Source organism: Vibrio sp. SCSIO 43140 (assembly GCF_023716585.1).
In the GTDB taxonomy this organism is placed as follows: domain Bacteria; phylum Pseudomonadota; class Gammaproteobacteria; order Enterobacterales; family Vibrionaceae; genus Vibrio; species Vibrio maritimus_B.
Genome location: NZ_CP071850.1, coordinates 61,605 through 76,699, shown reverse-complemented (window position 1 = coordinate 76,699; position 15,095 = coordinate 61,605). Strand labels below are relative to the sequence as shown.

Annotated in this window: 13 protein-coding genes; 6 read left to right on the top strand and 7 right to left on the bottom strand. The window is 48.0% G+C overall.

All coding sequences use genetic code 11. From position 1 onward, the window contains the following. Window positions 1-7: 7 nt before the first annotated feature. A complete protein-coding gene (locus J4N45_RS00340) occupies window positions 8-1,585 on the bottom strand; it encodes a PTS transporter subunit EIIC (protein ID WP_252013014.1) in 1,578 nt (525 codons plus the stop codon). Window positions 1,586-1,760: 175 nt separating this feature from the next. Here J4N45_RS00340 and J4N45_RS00335 point away from each other — a divergent pair, with 175 nt between their 5' ends. The 3 genes from J4N45_RS00335 to J4N45_RS00325 all read left to right on the top strand — a co-directional run bounded on the left by J4N45_RS00335 (window position 1,761) and on the right by J4N45_RS00325 (window position 5,003). Further along, window positions 1,761-2,489 (top strand): GntR family transcriptional regulator, encoded by a 729-nt coding sequence (locus tag J4N45_RS00335; RefSeq protein WP_052413449.1) that lies wholly within the window; start codon window positions 1,761-1,763, stop codon window positions 2,487-2,489. Window positions 2,490-2,646: 157 nt separating this feature from the next. Beyond that, the gene (locus tag J4N45_RS00330) at window positions 2,647-3,981 is read left to right on the top strand and encodes a 6-phospho-alpha-glucosidase (protein WP_252013013.1); all 1,335 of its coding nucleotides are present in this window, start codon (window positions 2,647-2,649) and stop codon (window positions 3,979-3,981) included. 41 nt (window positions 3,982-4,022) lie between these two features. Continuing rightward, complete coding sequence (locus tag J4N45_RS00325) at window positions 4,023-5,003, top strand: aldo/keto reductase (protein WP_252013012.1); 981 nt, start codon at window positions 4,023-4,025, stop codon at window positions 5,001-5,003. 93 nt (window positions 5,004-5,096) lie between these two features. Here J4N45_RS00325 and J4N45_RS00320 read toward each other — a convergent pair whose 3' ends face one another. From J4N45_RS00320 to ftnA, 3 genes are all read right to left on the bottom strand, one after another. Then, a complete protein-coding gene (locus J4N45_RS00320) occupies window positions 5,097-6,284 on the bottom strand; it encodes a BaiN/RdsA family NAD(P)/FAD-dependent oxidoreductase (protein ID WP_252013011.1) in 1,188 nt (395 codons plus the stop codon). Between the two features lie 197 nt (window positions 6,285-6,481). Next, window positions 6,482-6,805 carry a universal stress protein UspB gene (gene uspB, locus J4N45_RS00315; RefSeq protein ID WP_042477798.1) on the bottom strand — a complete coding sequence of 108 codons (324 nt, stop codon included), beginning with the start codon at window positions 6,803-6,805 and terminating at the stop codon, window positions 6,482-6,484. Window positions 6,806-6,874: 69 nt separating this feature from the next. Continuing rightward, a complete protein-coding gene (ftnA, locus tag J4N45_RS00310; RefSeq protein WP_252013010.1) occupies window positions 6,875-7,402 on the bottom strand; it encodes a non-heme ferritin in 528 nt (175 codons plus the stop codon). A 312-nt stretch (window positions 7,403-7,714) separates the two neighbouring features. Here ftnA and J4N45_RS00305 point away from each other — a divergent pair, with 312 nt between their 5' ends. Further along, window positions 7,715-8,140 carry a universal stress protein gene (locus J4N45_RS00305; protein ID WP_042477795.1) on the top strand — a complete coding sequence of 142 codons (426 nt, stop codon included), beginning with the start codon at window positions 7,715-7,717 and terminating at the stop codon, window positions 8,138-8,140. Window positions 8,141-8,243: 103 nt separating this feature from the next. Then, window positions 8,244-9,122, top strand: coding sequence for a carboxylate/amino acid/amine transporter (locus J4N45_RS00300; protein WP_042477792.1), 879 nt, complete (start codon window positions 8,244-8,246; stop codon window positions 9,120-9,122). Window positions 9,123-9,146: 24 nt separating this feature from the next. Here the strand turns inward: J4N45_RS00300 and J4N45_RS00295 are convergent, their stop codons facing one another. Both J4N45_RS00295 and J4N45_RS00290 read right to left on the bottom strand, forming a co-directional pair. Continuing rightward, window positions 9,147-9,674 carry a hypothetical protein gene (locus J4N45_RS00295; RefSeq protein ID WP_252013009.1) on the bottom strand — a complete coding sequence of 176 codons (528 nt, stop codon included), beginning with the start codon at window positions 9,672-9,674 and terminating at the stop codon, window positions 9,147-9,149. A 135-nt stretch (window positions 9,675-9,809) separates the two neighbouring features. Further along, on the bottom strand, window positions 9,810-10,607 hold the full coding sequence (locus J4N45_RS00290) for a class I SAM-dependent methyltransferase (RefSeq protein WP_252013008.1): 798 nt from the start codon (window positions 10,605-10,607) through the stop codon (window positions 9,810-9,812). Between the two features lie 171 nt (window positions 10,608-10,778). Between J4N45_RS00290 and asnC the strand changes: the two genes are divergently transcribed. Continuing rightward, window positions 10,779-11,240, top strand: coding sequence for a transcriptional regulator AsnC (asnC, locus tag J4N45_RS00285; RefSeq protein ID WP_042502002.1), 462 nt, complete (start codon window positions 10,779-10,781; stop codon window positions 11,238-11,240). Between the two features lie 163 nt (window positions 11,241-11,403). Here asnC and J4N45_RS00280 read toward each other — a convergent pair whose 3' ends face one another. Beyond that, complete coding sequence (locus J4N45_RS00280) at window positions 11,404-14,157, bottom strand: cation-translocating P-type ATPase (RefSeq protein WP_252013007.1); 2,754 nt, start codon at window positions 14,155-14,157, stop codon at window positions 11,404-11,406. Between the last annotated feature and the right edge of the window lie 938 nt (window positions 14,158-15,095).

The window sequence follows — 15,095 nt, the reverse complement described above, 5'->3', positions numbered from 1 at the left end:
AGCCTTACTACGCCATGGCTTCTAAAAACTCATTCACTTCTTGGCGCACCGACGCCACGTGGCTTCCAAAAATGATTTGAATGTTTTGTCCCTTGTTCACCAAACCCATTGGGTTAGACTCTTGGATTTTCGCCTCATCCACTAATGATGGGTCACGAATTTCGACGCGTAATCGGGTGTAGCAGTTTTGCACATCGATGATGTTGTTTTTACCACCTAGGCCTTCAATGATAGCAACCGAGTTGAACTCACCGACTGCGCTATCAATCGCCGCCGTCTTGTTGCGATTCTTGTAGTCGTCTTTGGTTTGTAGCTTCATTTCAGCTTCACCGCGACCAATGGTTTTCAGGTTAAGGTGTGTGATCAGCGCGCGGAACACAAAGTAGTACACGGCGAGCTGAACCAGACCAATCGCCACGTACATCGGCCAATCGGTTTTATCGGTACCTAGTGGGATGTTGTAAACGATAAAGTCGATAAGGCCACCTTTACCTACCGCCACGACATCCAGCAGAGACAACACAGCCATGAATAGGCCAGTTAGGATAGCGTGCACAACAAATAGAATTGGCGCGACGAAAAGGAATGAGAATTCAATCGGCTCAGTAACACCCACCAAAATAGAAGACAGCACTGCAGGGAACACAATCGCTTTCACTTTTTCGCGCTTGTCTTGGTCAGCACAGTGGTACATGGCTAGACCCGCACCCGTCAAACCGAAGATTTTTACTAAGCTGCGTGAATCAAACACGATTGAGCTAGAAAGACGCGTCGTCTCTGGGTCACCAATTTCAGCAAGGAAGATGTTCTCGATGCCGCAGTAGTTTTGACCTGCCACCATGGCACAGCCACCGAGATCAGAGAAGTGCATTGGCACCCAAAGCAGGTGGTGAAGACCAGTTGGAATAAGGATACGCTCAAGGAAACCGTACACGCCAACGCCCATAGAACCTGCGCCGCGAATGCTCTCGCCAAAGCCGAAGATAGCATGCTGAACCGGTGGCCAGATGTGGGTAAACAGAATACCAAGGCCAATCGCGACTGGGATCATGATAATAAGTACCAGACGAGATTCACCGTATAGTGATAGCGCGCCTTTCAGTACCTTTTGGCTGTATTTATTGTGGAAGTAGGCGTTAACAATACCGATCAGCATACCAACAAAGATACCCGTATCGACCACTTGCAATCCAAGGATGCTCGCCTGACCGGTGCCCCCTAAGTCACCATCCAATAGCAGACCATTGAACTTCATATAGGTATGCATGGTGTACAGGTAAATGAAGTAGATGATCAGCGCGTTAAAGCCAGCGAGGTGCTTGTCTTTTTTCGCAAGCCCCATCGAAATACCGACAGCAAAGATGATATGCAGGTTAATAAGAACGCTTAGCGTTGACCAAACCAACACTTCCCCCATCCCTTTAAAGAAAGGGGCGTCTAAGAAAGGCAGTACTTCGACAATGCCTGGGTTGGTTGTTGCCGCTCCGATAGCAATCACAAAACCCACTAGTGGGAGGACATATATCGGTGCCAGCATGGCGCGCGATAAGTCACTCATATAAGTGGTTATAGCTTCTTTGTTCATTATTGATGTTCCTAAATACGCTATTAATTATTTTATTTCTGCAAATCACTTTATTCAGAAAAGAAGTCATAACAACTTTCTTGTACCTAGAATGTGATGAATGACCTAATATAGAACCAATTTATTATGTTATTGTGATGTTGATATAACCAATAATTTTTTGGGAAATGACATCGTGCTATACGTAAAAGTATTAGAGAGCTTAAAAGAGAAGATCAACGCGGATGTGTACTGCGTTGGCTCAGCATTACCAACAGAAAAGCAGTTAATTGAAGAGTACCAAGTCAGCCGCATCACCATTCGCAAGGCAGTGGATGAACTGGTTAAGCTCAAGCTGGTCGAAAAGCGCCGTGGTTCTGGTACCTATGTACTGGAAAAGCAATATTCGCATCAGCTTAATAGTTTGGCCGGTACCTCTGAAATCCTGACCCATAACAATAAGACCGTGAAGTATCAGGTGACGCAATTTTTGATGAGTAGTGATAATGCACCCGTCCATAAACTCCTAGGACTCAAACCTAATGAGCCCTTGTATTATATACGTCGAGTGAAGTTTATTGATGACCAGCCAAGGATTGTCGAAGACAGCTATATGCCTGTCGCACTGTTTCCCGACCTCAATATCTCTACGTTACAGAAGTCGAAGTTTGATTATGTCGAGCATGAGAAAGGGATGCTGATCCAAGGCAGTCGCCAAGAGTTCACCGCCGTCGACTCCGATGAGGAGATCATGGCCTTGCTTGGAATGGAGAAAAGCCACCCAATCATGAACCTGCGCTCAATATCCAACCTCGAAGATGGGCGTTATTTTGATTATACCGAGGCTTGGTTTCACCCGAACGCTCACAAGCTGGCTATCTACTTATCTCGTAAAAGAGGACATAGAAAACCCGTATTTCCATAACCAATACCAACTATTGTTTGAATACGATCACACATTAAAGGTATTTGATTTGTCACGTCACAACAAATCCCTAGGATAATACCTATTCAAGATAGGTTATAAATTACATGACCTTTTAAATATCCGAACAGCATTCAAAAACAAATTGGAGTTGGTTATGACCAAACAACCACAAATCATCGCAATCGCAGGCGGCGGCTCAACATACACTGCCGGTATCGTTAAAGCTCTTCTAATGAAAGGGGATGACTTCCCTATCGCGGAAATCCGCATGTACGATATCGATGCACAGCGCCAAGACAACGTTGCAGTATTGGTGGACTACGTGGTCAAAACTCATGCTCCACACGTGAAACTGAAAGTGACGACGGAGCCGGAAGTGGCTTTCTCTCACGCTGACTTTGTATTTGCTCAAATCCGCGTTGGTCAGTACAAGATGCGTGAAACCGACGAGAAGATCCCACTGCGTCACGGCTGTGTAGGACAAGAGACTTGTGGTGCAGGTGGTCTGGCTTACGGTATGCGTACTATCTTCCCAATGATTGAGCTTATCGACCACATGGAGCGCTTCGCTAAAGAGTCTTGCTGGATGCTGAACTACTCGAACCCAGCGGCGATTGTGGCTGATGCAGTTCACCGCCTACGTCCAAACGCTCGCGTGCTTAACATCTGTGACATGCCTGTGGCGATTGAGCGTAACCTATCGAATATCCTTGGTGTGAATCGTTATGATCTCGACGTCGAGTACTTCGGTCTGAACCACTACGGCTGGTTTACGTCTATTAAGGTTGATGGCGAAGAGAAGATCCCGTTCCTTCGTAACCACATCCAAAAATTCGGCATGTTGACTGAAGAAGAAGTGGAGAACGCGTGTCACTCTGAGCCTTCTTGGATCAAGACCTTCAAGAACACCCAGCCTTTGATGCAGATGTTCCCAGAATACGTGCCAAACACTTACCTTCAATACTACCTAATGGCTGACGATATCGTGGCTCAGTCCAACCCAGAGCACACTCGTGCTAACGAGGTTATGGAAGGTCGTGAGAAGAAGATGTTTGAAGCAATTGAGCAAATCAAAGCATCAGATGGCAACGTAGAAGGTAAGTTCCACGTTGGCGTGCACGGTGAGTTTATCGCAGATGTGGCGATGTCTATGGCTTATGACCTACGCCAGAAGTGGCTAGTGATCATTCCTAACAACGGCATCATCAAAGGCTTGCCAGATGACGCGATGGTGGAAGTGCCTGCGCTACTCGGCCGCGATAAAGTCTACCCAATCCAAGTGGGTGAAGTGCCACACTTCTACCAAGGCATGCTGCAGCAACAGCTAATGTCTGAGAAGTGCTTGGTTGATGCTGCAATTGAAGGCTCTTACGACAAAGCGCTACAAGCCTTTGCGCTTAACAAGACCATTCCATCAGCGAAAGTGGCGAAACTTATCCTTGATGACATGATCGAAGCGAACAAAGAGTACTGGCCGGAACTTAAGTAATTCAATCCCGACCCTTGAATGAGAAAACAAGAGAGCGAACGATGAAAAACAAACAAATCAAAGATCTTAATGCCTCAGCGGTGGGTTTTGGCTGCTGGGCTATCGGCGGGACTTGGAACAACGTCTCTGACAATGAATCCATCAACGCAATCAAAGCGGCAATCGACAATGGCATCAACTTTTTCGATGTTGCACCGGTTTACGGTAAAGGTCATGCGGAAACGGTACTCGGCCAAGCACTGAAAACCGAGTCTCGCGAAAACATCATCATTGCGACCAAATGTGGCCTGCCATGGTCTCAAGATGAGCGCAAAAAGACCCGTAAAGATCTGACAAAAGAGAGCATCTTCAAAGAGATTGATGACTCACTAACGCGCCTGCAAACTGAATATATCGACCTGTACCAAGTACACTGGCCAGATCCAAACACGCCAATCTCAGAAACCGCTGAGGCACTGGCTGAGCTTAAACGTCAAGGCAAAATTCGCCACGTCGGCGTGTCGAACTACTCGCTCGATATGACACGTGAAATGATGGCGGGTGTTGAAGTGGCGACCTTCCAAGGCCTCTACAACCTACTTGAGCAAAACCCAGAGCATTACCACAACATTCCGCTGCAATACCGTGCACGTGAAGAAGCTCTGCCGTTCTGTAAAGAGCACGACATGAAGTATCTGCCGTACTCGCCACTGATGCAGGGTCTGCTAACAGGTACGTTAAAGCGCTCAGGTAACTGGGATGAAAACGACGACCGTCGCAACAACCCAAAACTCAACGGCGAAGCGTTTGAACCTTACTTCAACTGTGTGGAAGAGCTTAAAGCGCTGGCTAAAGAAGCCAACATTCCGCTTTCGCACCTAGCTATCCACTGGCTTGTGGCGCAAGAAGAAGTTGGGCCTGTGATTGCCGGTGCGCACACGGTCGAGCAAGTACGTGATAACGCGGCGTTCATGCAATCAACATCGAGCACTGAGCTGCTGGCACGTGCCGAAGCGATTGTGGCGAAGTGGCAACTTAACTAACTCGCATGCAACATCAGTTGGCTTAAAACGACAAAAGCCGCATCCTAGGATGCGGCTTTTTGCATTTGATTCACGATTGCTGTGTTGGAACAATTATACGTGCTGACCCGCTACAAATCCTGATGACCAGCACCATTGGAAGTTATAGCCACCCAGCCAGCCCGTCACGTCCATCACCTCACCGATAAAGTACAAGCCCTCGATAGAATTACACTCCATGGTTTTAGAAGAAAGATGGTTAGTGTTGACGCCACCCAGCGTCACCTCTGCGGTGCGATAACCTTCGGTGCCATTGGGTACAATGGTCCAATTTTCTAGAGATTCGCGAATCGCCACCAGCTCTTTCGGGTTATATTGCTTAAGCGGTTTATCAGCGAAGACTTTGCGCTCAATCAGCACTTCGACCAAGCGCTTTGGCAGCACACGCGCCAAGGTATTTTTCAGGCTTTGATTGGGGTGTTTCTCTAGCGAGCGCGTCAACAGCTCTTCGATATCGGCCTCTGGCACTAGGTTTACAGACACGTTTTGCCCTGGTTTCCAGAAAGAGGAAATCTGCAATACCGATGGGCCGGATAGCCCACGGTGGGTAAACAACAACGCTTCTTTAAATAACGTACCATCATTAGCGGTGATTTCCGCTGGAACCGCGATACCAGAAAGCTCGGCAAAGTCTTCTTTGTCTTCTTTATGTAGCGTAAATGGCACCAGACCTGCGGTGGTTGGCACGACTTCCAAACCAAACTGCTCAGCAATCTTATAGCCAAATGGTGTCGCACCCAGTTTTGGCATAGACAGCCCCCCCGTTGCGACCACTAAGGACTCACATTCAATGAGGTCGGTATCGGCGTGCAAAGAGAAGCCTTGCTCGGTTTTCTCAATACCGTGCACATCGGTTTGGTAGCGGAACTGGATGTTTGGCGATTCACACTCAGAGAGCATCATTTTAACGATATCTTTCGCCGACTCTAAGCAAAACAGCTGACCATGGTCGCGCTCTTCAAACTCAGTGCCGTACTTACTCACCAACGAGATGAAATCCCAGTTGGTGTACTGCGACAGCGCCGACTTTACGAAGTGAGGGTTTTGACACAGGTAGTTGTTCGCGGACACATCGTAGTTGGTGAAGTTACACTTACCACCGCCTGAAATCAGAATTTTTCGACCCGGTTTTTTGGCGTGATCAAGCACCAGCACGCGACGACCTCGCTTGCCCGCTTCTGCTGCGCACATCAACCCCGCAGCGCCTGCACCAATAATTACCACATCAACTTTCTGATTCATCACGGTTTTCCGACAAAATTTGAATAAAAAAAGGATGTGCGTATTGCACATCCCTTCAACAATCTGGCGCTATTCTAGCGGCTTCATCGACTAAAGCCAACTCTTCCAACCTCGTACAGACCGTCGAAGTCGGAGACTGACACCAAGCGCGTCGTGACACTCTATGCCACAACGTTGGTTATGACTGCTTCACTCGCCTAAAGCAAGAAACCCGCAAACAGGGTGACGCCGATAAGCGCGACACAGAGCACAAACAGCTCACGAACGCGATCGCATTTGCCCGTAAACACCGGATCATGGTGGTGATGGTATTCTTTGCTTTTGAGATAGTGATACAGCCGCACTTGTTTAGACATGTTGCCGTGTGTGGTGAAAAAGCCACGTCCGTCGACTTGTTGATACAAGAGCGGATGTGCCTCACGCATGATGAATATAAGTGCGCGTAGTGCTGTCAGATACCTCGCCATATTGACTGAGGTAATGAGCATCAATGCTAGTAGAATAGTGTCTCCACTGATCATCTTTTCCTCCCTACATCTTCCAAGACACCCAAGAGAAAAAGACGATCAAACGGCTTTTAATCGCTGATGTTAACCAGCTGGGGTGTCCATAATGGAAGAAGAACCCTCTTTCGCTAATGTCGCTAAGTCCTTGTCGATGAAGAACAGCGCCTGTCCATTCTCACCTACGAGTTCTAGCTTATCTAAGATCCCTTTAAACAATTTTTCTTCTTCATGTTGCTCCGCAACATACCACTGAAGGAAGTTAAAGGTTGAGTAGTCTTGTGCTGTGAACGCGACATGAGCCAGTTTGTTGATTCTCTCAGTAATCATTTGCTCATGCTTATAGGTTTCACGGAACACATCGCCCAGACTTTCGAAGTCGTGTCGTGGCGCTTCAATGCTACCTAAAATTGGTAGAGCACCTGTCTCACTGACGTAAGTGAACAGTCTATGCATGTGTTGCATTTCTTCGTCCGCGTGCTTACGAAGAAATTCAGCCGCACCTTCGAATCCTCTATCTTCACACCAAGCACTCATTTGTAAGTATAGATTGGATGAAAAGAATTCGAGGTTAATTTGCTCGTTCAGGTGTTGAACCATCGATGGAGAAAGCATTTACGACTCCTAATTTCGTAACTGGAATTAACGCCACTATAACATAACTAATTGAGGAGTCTTCTGATCTCATACCCAAACTTGGTAACAACGGTGTACTCAACCTTTACTATGAGTCTAGAAAACTTTGGCGACTTTGCTCACAATTTATCGTCTTGTAGTTGAGAAAATTATTGAGAAACAAACCTTCGCACTGGGTCACGTTACGGCACAGTTTTATAGCCATGACGGCTGATTTGAGATCACATCAACATAATTTTCGGGCGCTAAATGCTATGTTTTTACTAGGACTAACGTCAGGAGGAGTGCGTTATGAGTTACAAACATATTATGGTCGCATTAGATCTCTCAGAAGAAAGCAAAATGCTCATAGACAAAGCGGTCTCACTCGCGAAACCACTGGATGCCGAGGTGTCTTTTATCCATATCGATGTCAACTATGCCGAGCTTTATACCGGCTTGATTGACCTCAATATGGCTGAGACGCAACATCAGGCCATGGAAGCCTCGATGACGCAATTACGAGATTTTGCCGAGTACGCCAACTACCCGATCAAACATTCGTTGGTCGGCAGCGGTGATTTAAGTAATGAGCTGCGCGATACCATCGGTGAATACAATGTCGATTTGGTGGTGTGTGGTCACCATCAGGACTTTTGGAGCAAAATCCTGTCGTCTACCAGACAGCTTATCAACACCTCACCCGTCGACATGTTGGTCGTGCCGATCAAAGACTAAAAATAGCAAAAGGCTTCTTCGGAAGCCTTTTTTGATCGGATCTCTCATCGTGACGAAAAGTGTTACACTGACTGCATCTGCTATTAAATGATAATTGTTAACTATGGGTTATCTCTATTCTGTTACCCTGCTTTGGGCTTTTTCTTTCAGCCTAATTGGGGTTTATCTCGCGGGTCAGGTTGATTCTTGGTTTTCGGTACTGATGCGCGTTGTCTTGGCGGCACTTGTCTTTTTACCGTTCACTAAGTTCAAGCAAGTTCCCAACAAGCTCAAAGCCAAACTGATGGCTATTGGTGGTATCCAGCTAGGACTGATGTACTGCTTCTACTATCAATCATTCTTGCTGCTTTCGGTACCAGAAGTACTGCTGTTCACCGTTTTCACACCAATCTACGTGACACTCTTTTACGACTTGCTTAAAGGTCGTTTTTCGCCGTGGTATTTGGTGACGGCGGCTATTGCGGTTGCGGGCGCAGCGTTTATTAAGTTTGCTGGCATTAACGATAACTTCTTGATGGGCTTCTTGGTCGTACAAGGCGCGAACCTCTGTTTTGCCATCGGTCAGGTGGGTTACAAATACGTGATGGAGCAAGAGCAAGTTGAATTGCCGCAGCATAGCGTATTCGGTTATTTCTACATTGGCGCGACTGTAGTTGCGACCATTGCATTCTCGATTTTTGGTAGCTTCGATAAGATGCCGACGACGGGTGTGCAGTGGGGCGTACTGATTTATCTAGGCACGATCGCTTCTGGGCTGGGTTACTTTATCTGGAACAAAGGCGCGACAATGGTCAACGCTGGCGCGCTGGCGGTGATGAACAACCTTCTGGTGCCAGCGGGGCTTATCGTTAACATTGTGATTTGGAATCGCGATGTGGACTTGGTGAAACTGTCGATTGGTGGTGGGATTATCTTGCTGTCACTGGTGGTGAACGAGCTTTGGGTCAAACCAAAAGCAGAAGCCCAACTGGCAAACAGCTAGGCTTCGCTCAATATAAAGATCTTATTAGTGCAGCTGTTCTGGCTGCACTTTCATTACCTGCTTTTCAACTGTGGCTGCCGCTAACTGGTACTTGTGCTCCAGCTTGCTCTGTTTGCGCAGTAGCTTCTGACTTTTCTTCAGTACCTTACGCAGTTTCTTCTGTGCCTTTTTCTGCGCTTTGAGTGCTTTTTTGGCACGCTTCAGCGACTTCTTGTCAATAGCATCCAGATTGAACGCATCACTCATTTCCACGTTGTTAGCCGGTTGAGACTCTGCTTTATTGGCAGCCTTAGAGAGTTTCGGCGTGGTTGTGATTGGCAACGCTTCAGCCAACACACCACATTGCTGCTGCTCACTCAGTGGTTTGCTCTGGCAAGATGCTGGCGGGATAGCGGCCGGTTTGCACAGGGTGGATTTATCAGCAGATGAACGTGAGCAAGAACGGCACAGGAACTTAGGTTCTGCGACCAAACTATGGATAGCACCAAGGTTGTCACTGATGTCGCGACGATTTAACTTGCACAAACGCTTCTTTCCAACAGATACGGTCATACCACTTAATCTCCAACTAACCACAACGAAAACAGGAATGATTCTTAGTTAGATATAACGTCAATTGGCAGCGGTTGCAAGTAACTTGCTCCAGTTACACCTGAGCAAGTTACTCAAAAAACATATAGGAAGGAATTAACTCATTGATGCGTTGACATAAACATCGAAGCGATTTTTTTTGGTCTCAATTGCCATTGTCGGCTTTTTCTCATCCAGCCATTCAGCATAGTCTGGACGTTTGACCACAACGCGTTTTGCCGCAAGCTTAAGAGCCGGCTCCAGCAGTCCGTCTGCATCGGTATCTGCGCCAACCAAAGATTGGAAAACACGCATCTCTTTTTTCACCAGCGCCGATTTCTTTTTGTTCTCTGGATGCGGATACATTGGGTCTAGGTAGACGACATCGGGCTTGGTAAACGCATTGTCATCGGCAAGTTCACCCAAAGCATCCAATTCACCTAAAGCAACTAAGCTCGACGCATGCAACAGTGACATACGCTCACTCACCCACTCGCCAATTTCAGAGTCTTGCTTGGCGCGCTCAAGGCCATCATCCAGCAATGCGGCGACCACAGGATGGCGCTCTACCATCTGCACCTTGCAGCCAAGTGAAGCCAGCACAAAGGCATCGCGACCTAAACCCGCCGTACCATCAAGTACCGTTGGTGTCGCCCCTTTGTTTAAGCCTGCTGCTTTGGCGATAGCTTGACCTTTGCCACCACCAAACTTGCGTCTGTGCGCCACCGCGCCACCAGCAAGGTCGACATAAATCGCGCCCAATTTCGGCTCATCCAGTTTTCGAAGCTCAAGTCTTTGTTCGGTCAGCACCAATGCAAATTCGGAATCGTCAGACGCCACCAAGCCCCAACGCTCAGCAAGTTGCTGAAGCTCTGGTTGACGTGGTTGATGTTCGCAAATGAGTTGAATGTGCAAAGTGAAGCTCCGATAAAAGGCAATGGGCGCCAGTGTACCTCAAGTCGATAGCGCGACCAATAAGCGTGATCGACACAAAGACGGCTGAGCAAAAATAGTGATAAGCTTGTGCACCAATGAAACGACCCGTGTTCCGCGATGTCGCCCACTCACTCAAACAAAGGATTCGATATGCACGGCACCAACAATCTCGACGATCTGGATAAAGCGATCCTAAAAACCTTGATGGAAGACGCTCGTCGCCCGTATGCCGAAATGGCAAAACAGTTTGATGTGAGCCCAGCGACAATTCACGTGCGTATCGAGAAGATGAAAGCGGCTGGGATCATCGAGGGTACTGAAGTGGTAGTGAATACCAAAAAGCTCGGCTATGACGTGTGCTGCTTTATCGGTATCAACCTATACGCCGCGCGCGACTATCACTCGGCGCTAGAAAAGCTCAATGCCTTGGATGAAGTGGTCGAAGCCTACTACACCACTGGTGCGTATAACATCTTCGTGAAATTGATGTGCCGCTCGATTGAAGAGCTACAGCACGTGCTGATCGATAAGCTGCAGGCGATCGAAGAGGTGCAGTCGACGGAGACGTTGATTTCATTGCAGAATCCGATTAGTCGGAATGTGAATCCGTAGGGTTGGTGTGCGCTCGGTCAATACCCGCTGTTGGTAGATTCCTGCCTGCGTAGGCGCGCGGCTAGCGGAATGACGGGACCTCTTGGGAAGCATTGCCTATAAAGGGATACCAACCCAAAAAAGGCGCTCATTAGAGCGCCTTTTTACTATCTTAAGTGAAGGATTAAACCCACTTAGTTTTAGTTGCTTCTTTCACTGCAGACATAACAAGCGTCGGTAGTGATGCGGCCATGATGACACCGAATAGGTGACCTGCTGCTAGTGCTTCAGTGTTGAAGATTAGCTGACCTAGACCTGTGTAGATAACCCCTAGCGATAGAATCGCTGACACCGATACCGCACCGAGTAGGTACTTGTTGGTGAATGGGTTTCTGCGGTATAGCGACGTAAATGTACGAGAGTCAAATAGGTGCCATAGCTGAGCAAAGACTAGCATAGCAAATGCCATTGTCTGTGCGTAGTTCGCAGAGAAGCCGTTAGTTAGTGCCCAGTTGAATGCCATGTAGCTCATGCCACCCAGTGCTAGACCACGAGTTAGGATACGAGTACCTAGGTGGTCGCTAAAGAAGCTCTCGTTACGTTTGCGAGGCTTACGCTCCATCAGATCTTTCTCTTCTGGCTCAACACCGAGCGCTAGCGCTGGTAGACCATCAGATACTAAGTTGATCCATAGAATCATCAGTGGAGTTAGCGGCAAGATAGCCTCTGGACCCATCATTAGGAACGCAAACAGGATAACCGATACTTCACCCACGTTCGCTGTCAGAGCCTGACGGATGAACTTACGAAGGTTATCGAAGATTTGACGACCTTGGCGTACCGCTTTCACGATAGTGCTGAAGTTGTCATCCAGTAGGATAAGGTCACCTGAGTCTTTCGCTACAGACGTACCAGTGATACCCATAGCAACACCGATATCAGCGCGGCGCAGTGCTGGTGCATCGTTCACACCGTCACCTGTCATCGCTGCAACTTCGTTGTTGAACTGCTGAGCCTGAACGATACGCAGCTTGTGCTCCGGCGTTACACGGGCAAATACTGCAACTTCCGGACAGATTTGACGAAGCTTGTCATCGTCCATCTCATCAAGCTCTGCACCCGTTACAACCAGATCTTTCTCGCTACGGATGATACCGATATCACGAGCAATCGCTGCCGCTGTTAGCGCGTGGTCACCGGTGATCATTACCGTTCTCACGCCTGCTTGGTAGCAGCTTTCAATCGCATCGCGTACTTCTGGACGCGGTGGATCCATGATGCCGTAAAGACCCAGTACCGTAATGTCCTTCTCTAGCTCTTCGAAGTCACGCTCTAGGTCTGCTTCTGTTAGCTCTTTGAAGCCAACCGCTAGGGTACGTAGTGCGTCTTGAGCAAAGTTTGCAATCGCCGCTTCGTAGTTTGCAACGATTTCTGCGCTTGGGCTAGTCGCTAGCGCAAGGTTGCCGTCCGATGCTGTTGGCGTGTGCTCAACAGATGTACCGTCAACCATGAAGCCTGCTGCGTTGCGAAGAATCACATCTGGCGCACCCTTGATAGCAAGGAAGTGGTTGCCTTCAGGGCCTTTCACAATAACCGATGCCATCTTACGAGAAGAGTCGAATGGGAATTTCTCAACGATAGAGTAGCCACCTGACGTTAGCATCTCAGACTGGTTCAGACCTGCCTTCGCTGCCGCCACAATTAGTGCCCCCTCTGTTGGGTTACCACGCACGGTCGACTTGTCGCCATCCATGATGTACTCAGAATCGTTACATAGCGTCGCAACAACTAAACCCTTCATCATCTCTGGGCTTTGCTTCGCATCTGTGCTGTGCGATAGCGGCTTGAATTGACCTTCAGGGCTGAAGCCTTTACCGCTTACTTCCCAGTAGCGACCGCTTGCATCGTACGCCTTCATTACCTGCATTTGGTTTTGAGTCAGCGTACCTGTCTTATCTGAACAGATAACCGTGGTCGAGCCTAGCGTCTCAATCGCAGCCAGCTGCTTAGCAAGTGCATTGTTCTTCACCATGCGAGTAGAGCCCATGGTTAGAACGATAGTAATCACCGTAGGAAGACCTTCAGGAATCGCGGCTACAGATAGTGAGATACCTGTGTTTAGGATCTCTAGCCATGGCATACCGTAGTAAAGACCGATAGCACACACAACCGCTACAACACCCAGTGCGACTAGCATTAGCGTCTTCGCGATGGTGTCCATGCGCTCTTGCATTGGCGTCTTGGTTTCTTCGGTGTTCGCCATTAGGTCTGCGATGTGACCTACTTCGGTCTGCATACCGGTTGCAACCACCACACCTAGACCTGTACCCGATGTCACCATCGTGGTCATAAAGCCCATGTTTAGCTGGTCGCCAAGACCCACGGTTTCGTCTTCGATAACCTTTGACGTCTTGTCTACTGGCTCAGACTCACCTGTTAACGCTGCTTCATCGATGGATAGACGGTTAGCCTCTAGAATACGTACATCAGCCGCTAGGATGTCACCTGTGCTGATTTTTAGGATATCACCCGGAACGATGTCGCTCGCAGGGATGTCAATCCACTCACCATCACGCTTAACCTGCGCCGACGGTGCCGCCATTTGACGTAACGCTTCCATGCCTTTCTGAGCTTTGAACTCTTGCCAGAAAGCAATCAACGCGTTGATAAAGATGATCGCCGTAATCGCGATCGCATCCACTAGGTGCCCGGTGAAATAGGATACAATGGCACCGACACCAAGAATGAAGATCAGTGGATTTTTAAATTGGTGGATAAACAGCTCAAGCGCAGATTTGCCTGCCTTCTCTTGCAGCTCGTTTTTTCCGTATTGTGATTGACGCTCGGCTACTTCCTTTGAAGTCAGGCCTTGCTCCGCCGACACACCCTGCATCTGCTGGGTATTCTCAACGGTTACAGTGAACCACTTTTTAGTCATGGGGTAACTCTCCAAGTAAATTCAGTCGACATCGGTAGAATGACAAACCGATAAAAAACAATCGCTGAATAAAATGATGAAAACGCCCCGCTCTTAATTTGCATTTTTATTAACAATTAATGCGTAAGCGGAAAGCCAAATTACGTTACCCGAAACCCAATATCCTTGTAATTAACTTTCGGAGTGCTTGCATGCACTCTAGGACGCTTCTTTGATTTAAAACAAACTTGATTTTTATTCGAACCCCAAATGGAATAAGGCTTTGTAAGCAATGGTTAATAACACCTAATTTTGGCTGAAATGATACTTCTGTTTTTTCGAAGAATGAAAGTGAGTGACATTATCGGGACGATGGTTGAGGGGGACATTTTGGTAGCGAAATGGGATTTGGAGGTTTTTATTCAATAGTTATTCAGTGGAAATATATCATTTGGATCGGAAGAATGACCACATCGCGATGCGACGATAGGAGCTAGCATAAGTTCTCCCCCTTTATAAGGGGGAGCTAGAGGGGGTAAATGCGGTGAAGCCTCTGCTTGTGAGCAATCTTAAGTTGGCGCCTGAGTTTTTCAGCCAATCTAGCTATGAGATCGCAGCTAGTACTGCGCATTCACCCCTCCCAACCTCCCCTTAGTAAGGGGAGGAGCCACTGGCTCGCTTGCGCATCGCCCTGTTTTTCGCAATAACACAAACTTGCGATGCGACGATAGGAGCTAGCATAAGTTCTCCCCCTTGCTAAGGGGGAGCTAGAGGGGGTAAATGCGGCGAACTTCTTATGCGTGAACAATCGGAAGTTTACACCTGAGTTTAGAAACCAATATAGAAGCGCGATCGCTGAAACTCCTGCGCATTCACCCCTCCCAGCCTCCCCTTAGTAAGGGGAGGAGCTAATGGCTCGCTAACGCGTCGCCCAGTTATTCGCAATAACACAGTTTTGC

Bases quoted from the DNA above. Each gene is read 5' to 3' on its own strand.
- J4N45_RS00340 (WP_252013014.1), bottom strand. From the start codon at position 1,585: ATGAACAAAGAAGCTATAACCACTTATATGAGTGACTTATCGCGCGCC.
- J4N45_RS00330 (WP_252013013.1), top strand. From the start codon at position 2,647: ATGACCAAACAACCACAAATCATCGCAATCGCAGGCGGCGGCTCAACA.
- J4N45_RS00325 (WP_252013012.1), top strand. From the start codon at position 4,023: ATGAAAAACAAACAAATCAAAGATCTTAATGCCTCAGCGGTGGGTTTT.
- J4N45_RS00320 (WP_252013011.1), bottom strand. From the start codon at position 6,284: ATGAATCAGAAAGTTGATGTGGTAATTATTGGTGCAGGCGCTGCGGGG.
- uspB (WP_042477798.1), bottom strand. From the start codon at position 6,805: ATGATCAGTGGAGACACTATTCTACTAGCATTGATGCTCATTACCTCA.
- ftnA (WP_252013010.1), bottom strand. From the start codon at position 7,402: ATGCTTTCTCCATCGATGGTTCAACACCTGAACGAGCAAATTAACCTC.
- J4N45_RS00305 (WP_042477795.1), top strand. From the start codon at position 7,715: ATGAGTTACAAACATATTATGGTCGCATTAGATCTCTCAGAAGAAAGC.
- J4N45_RS00300 (WP_042477792.1), top strand. From the start codon at position 8,244: ATGGGTTATCTCTATTCTGTTACCCTGCTTTGGGCTTTTTCTTTCAGC.
- J4N45_RS00295 (WP_252013009.1), bottom strand. From the start codon at position 9,674: ATGACCGTATCTGTTGGAAAGAAGCGTTTGTGCAAGTTAAATCGTCGC.
- asnC (WP_042502002.1), top strand. From the start codon at position 10,779: ATGCACGGCACCAACAATCTCGACGATCTGGATAAAGCGATCCTAAAA.
- J4N45_RS00280 (WP_252013007.1), bottom strand. From the start codon at position 14,157: ATGACTAAAAAGTGGTTCACTGTAACCGTTGAGAATACCCAGCAGATG.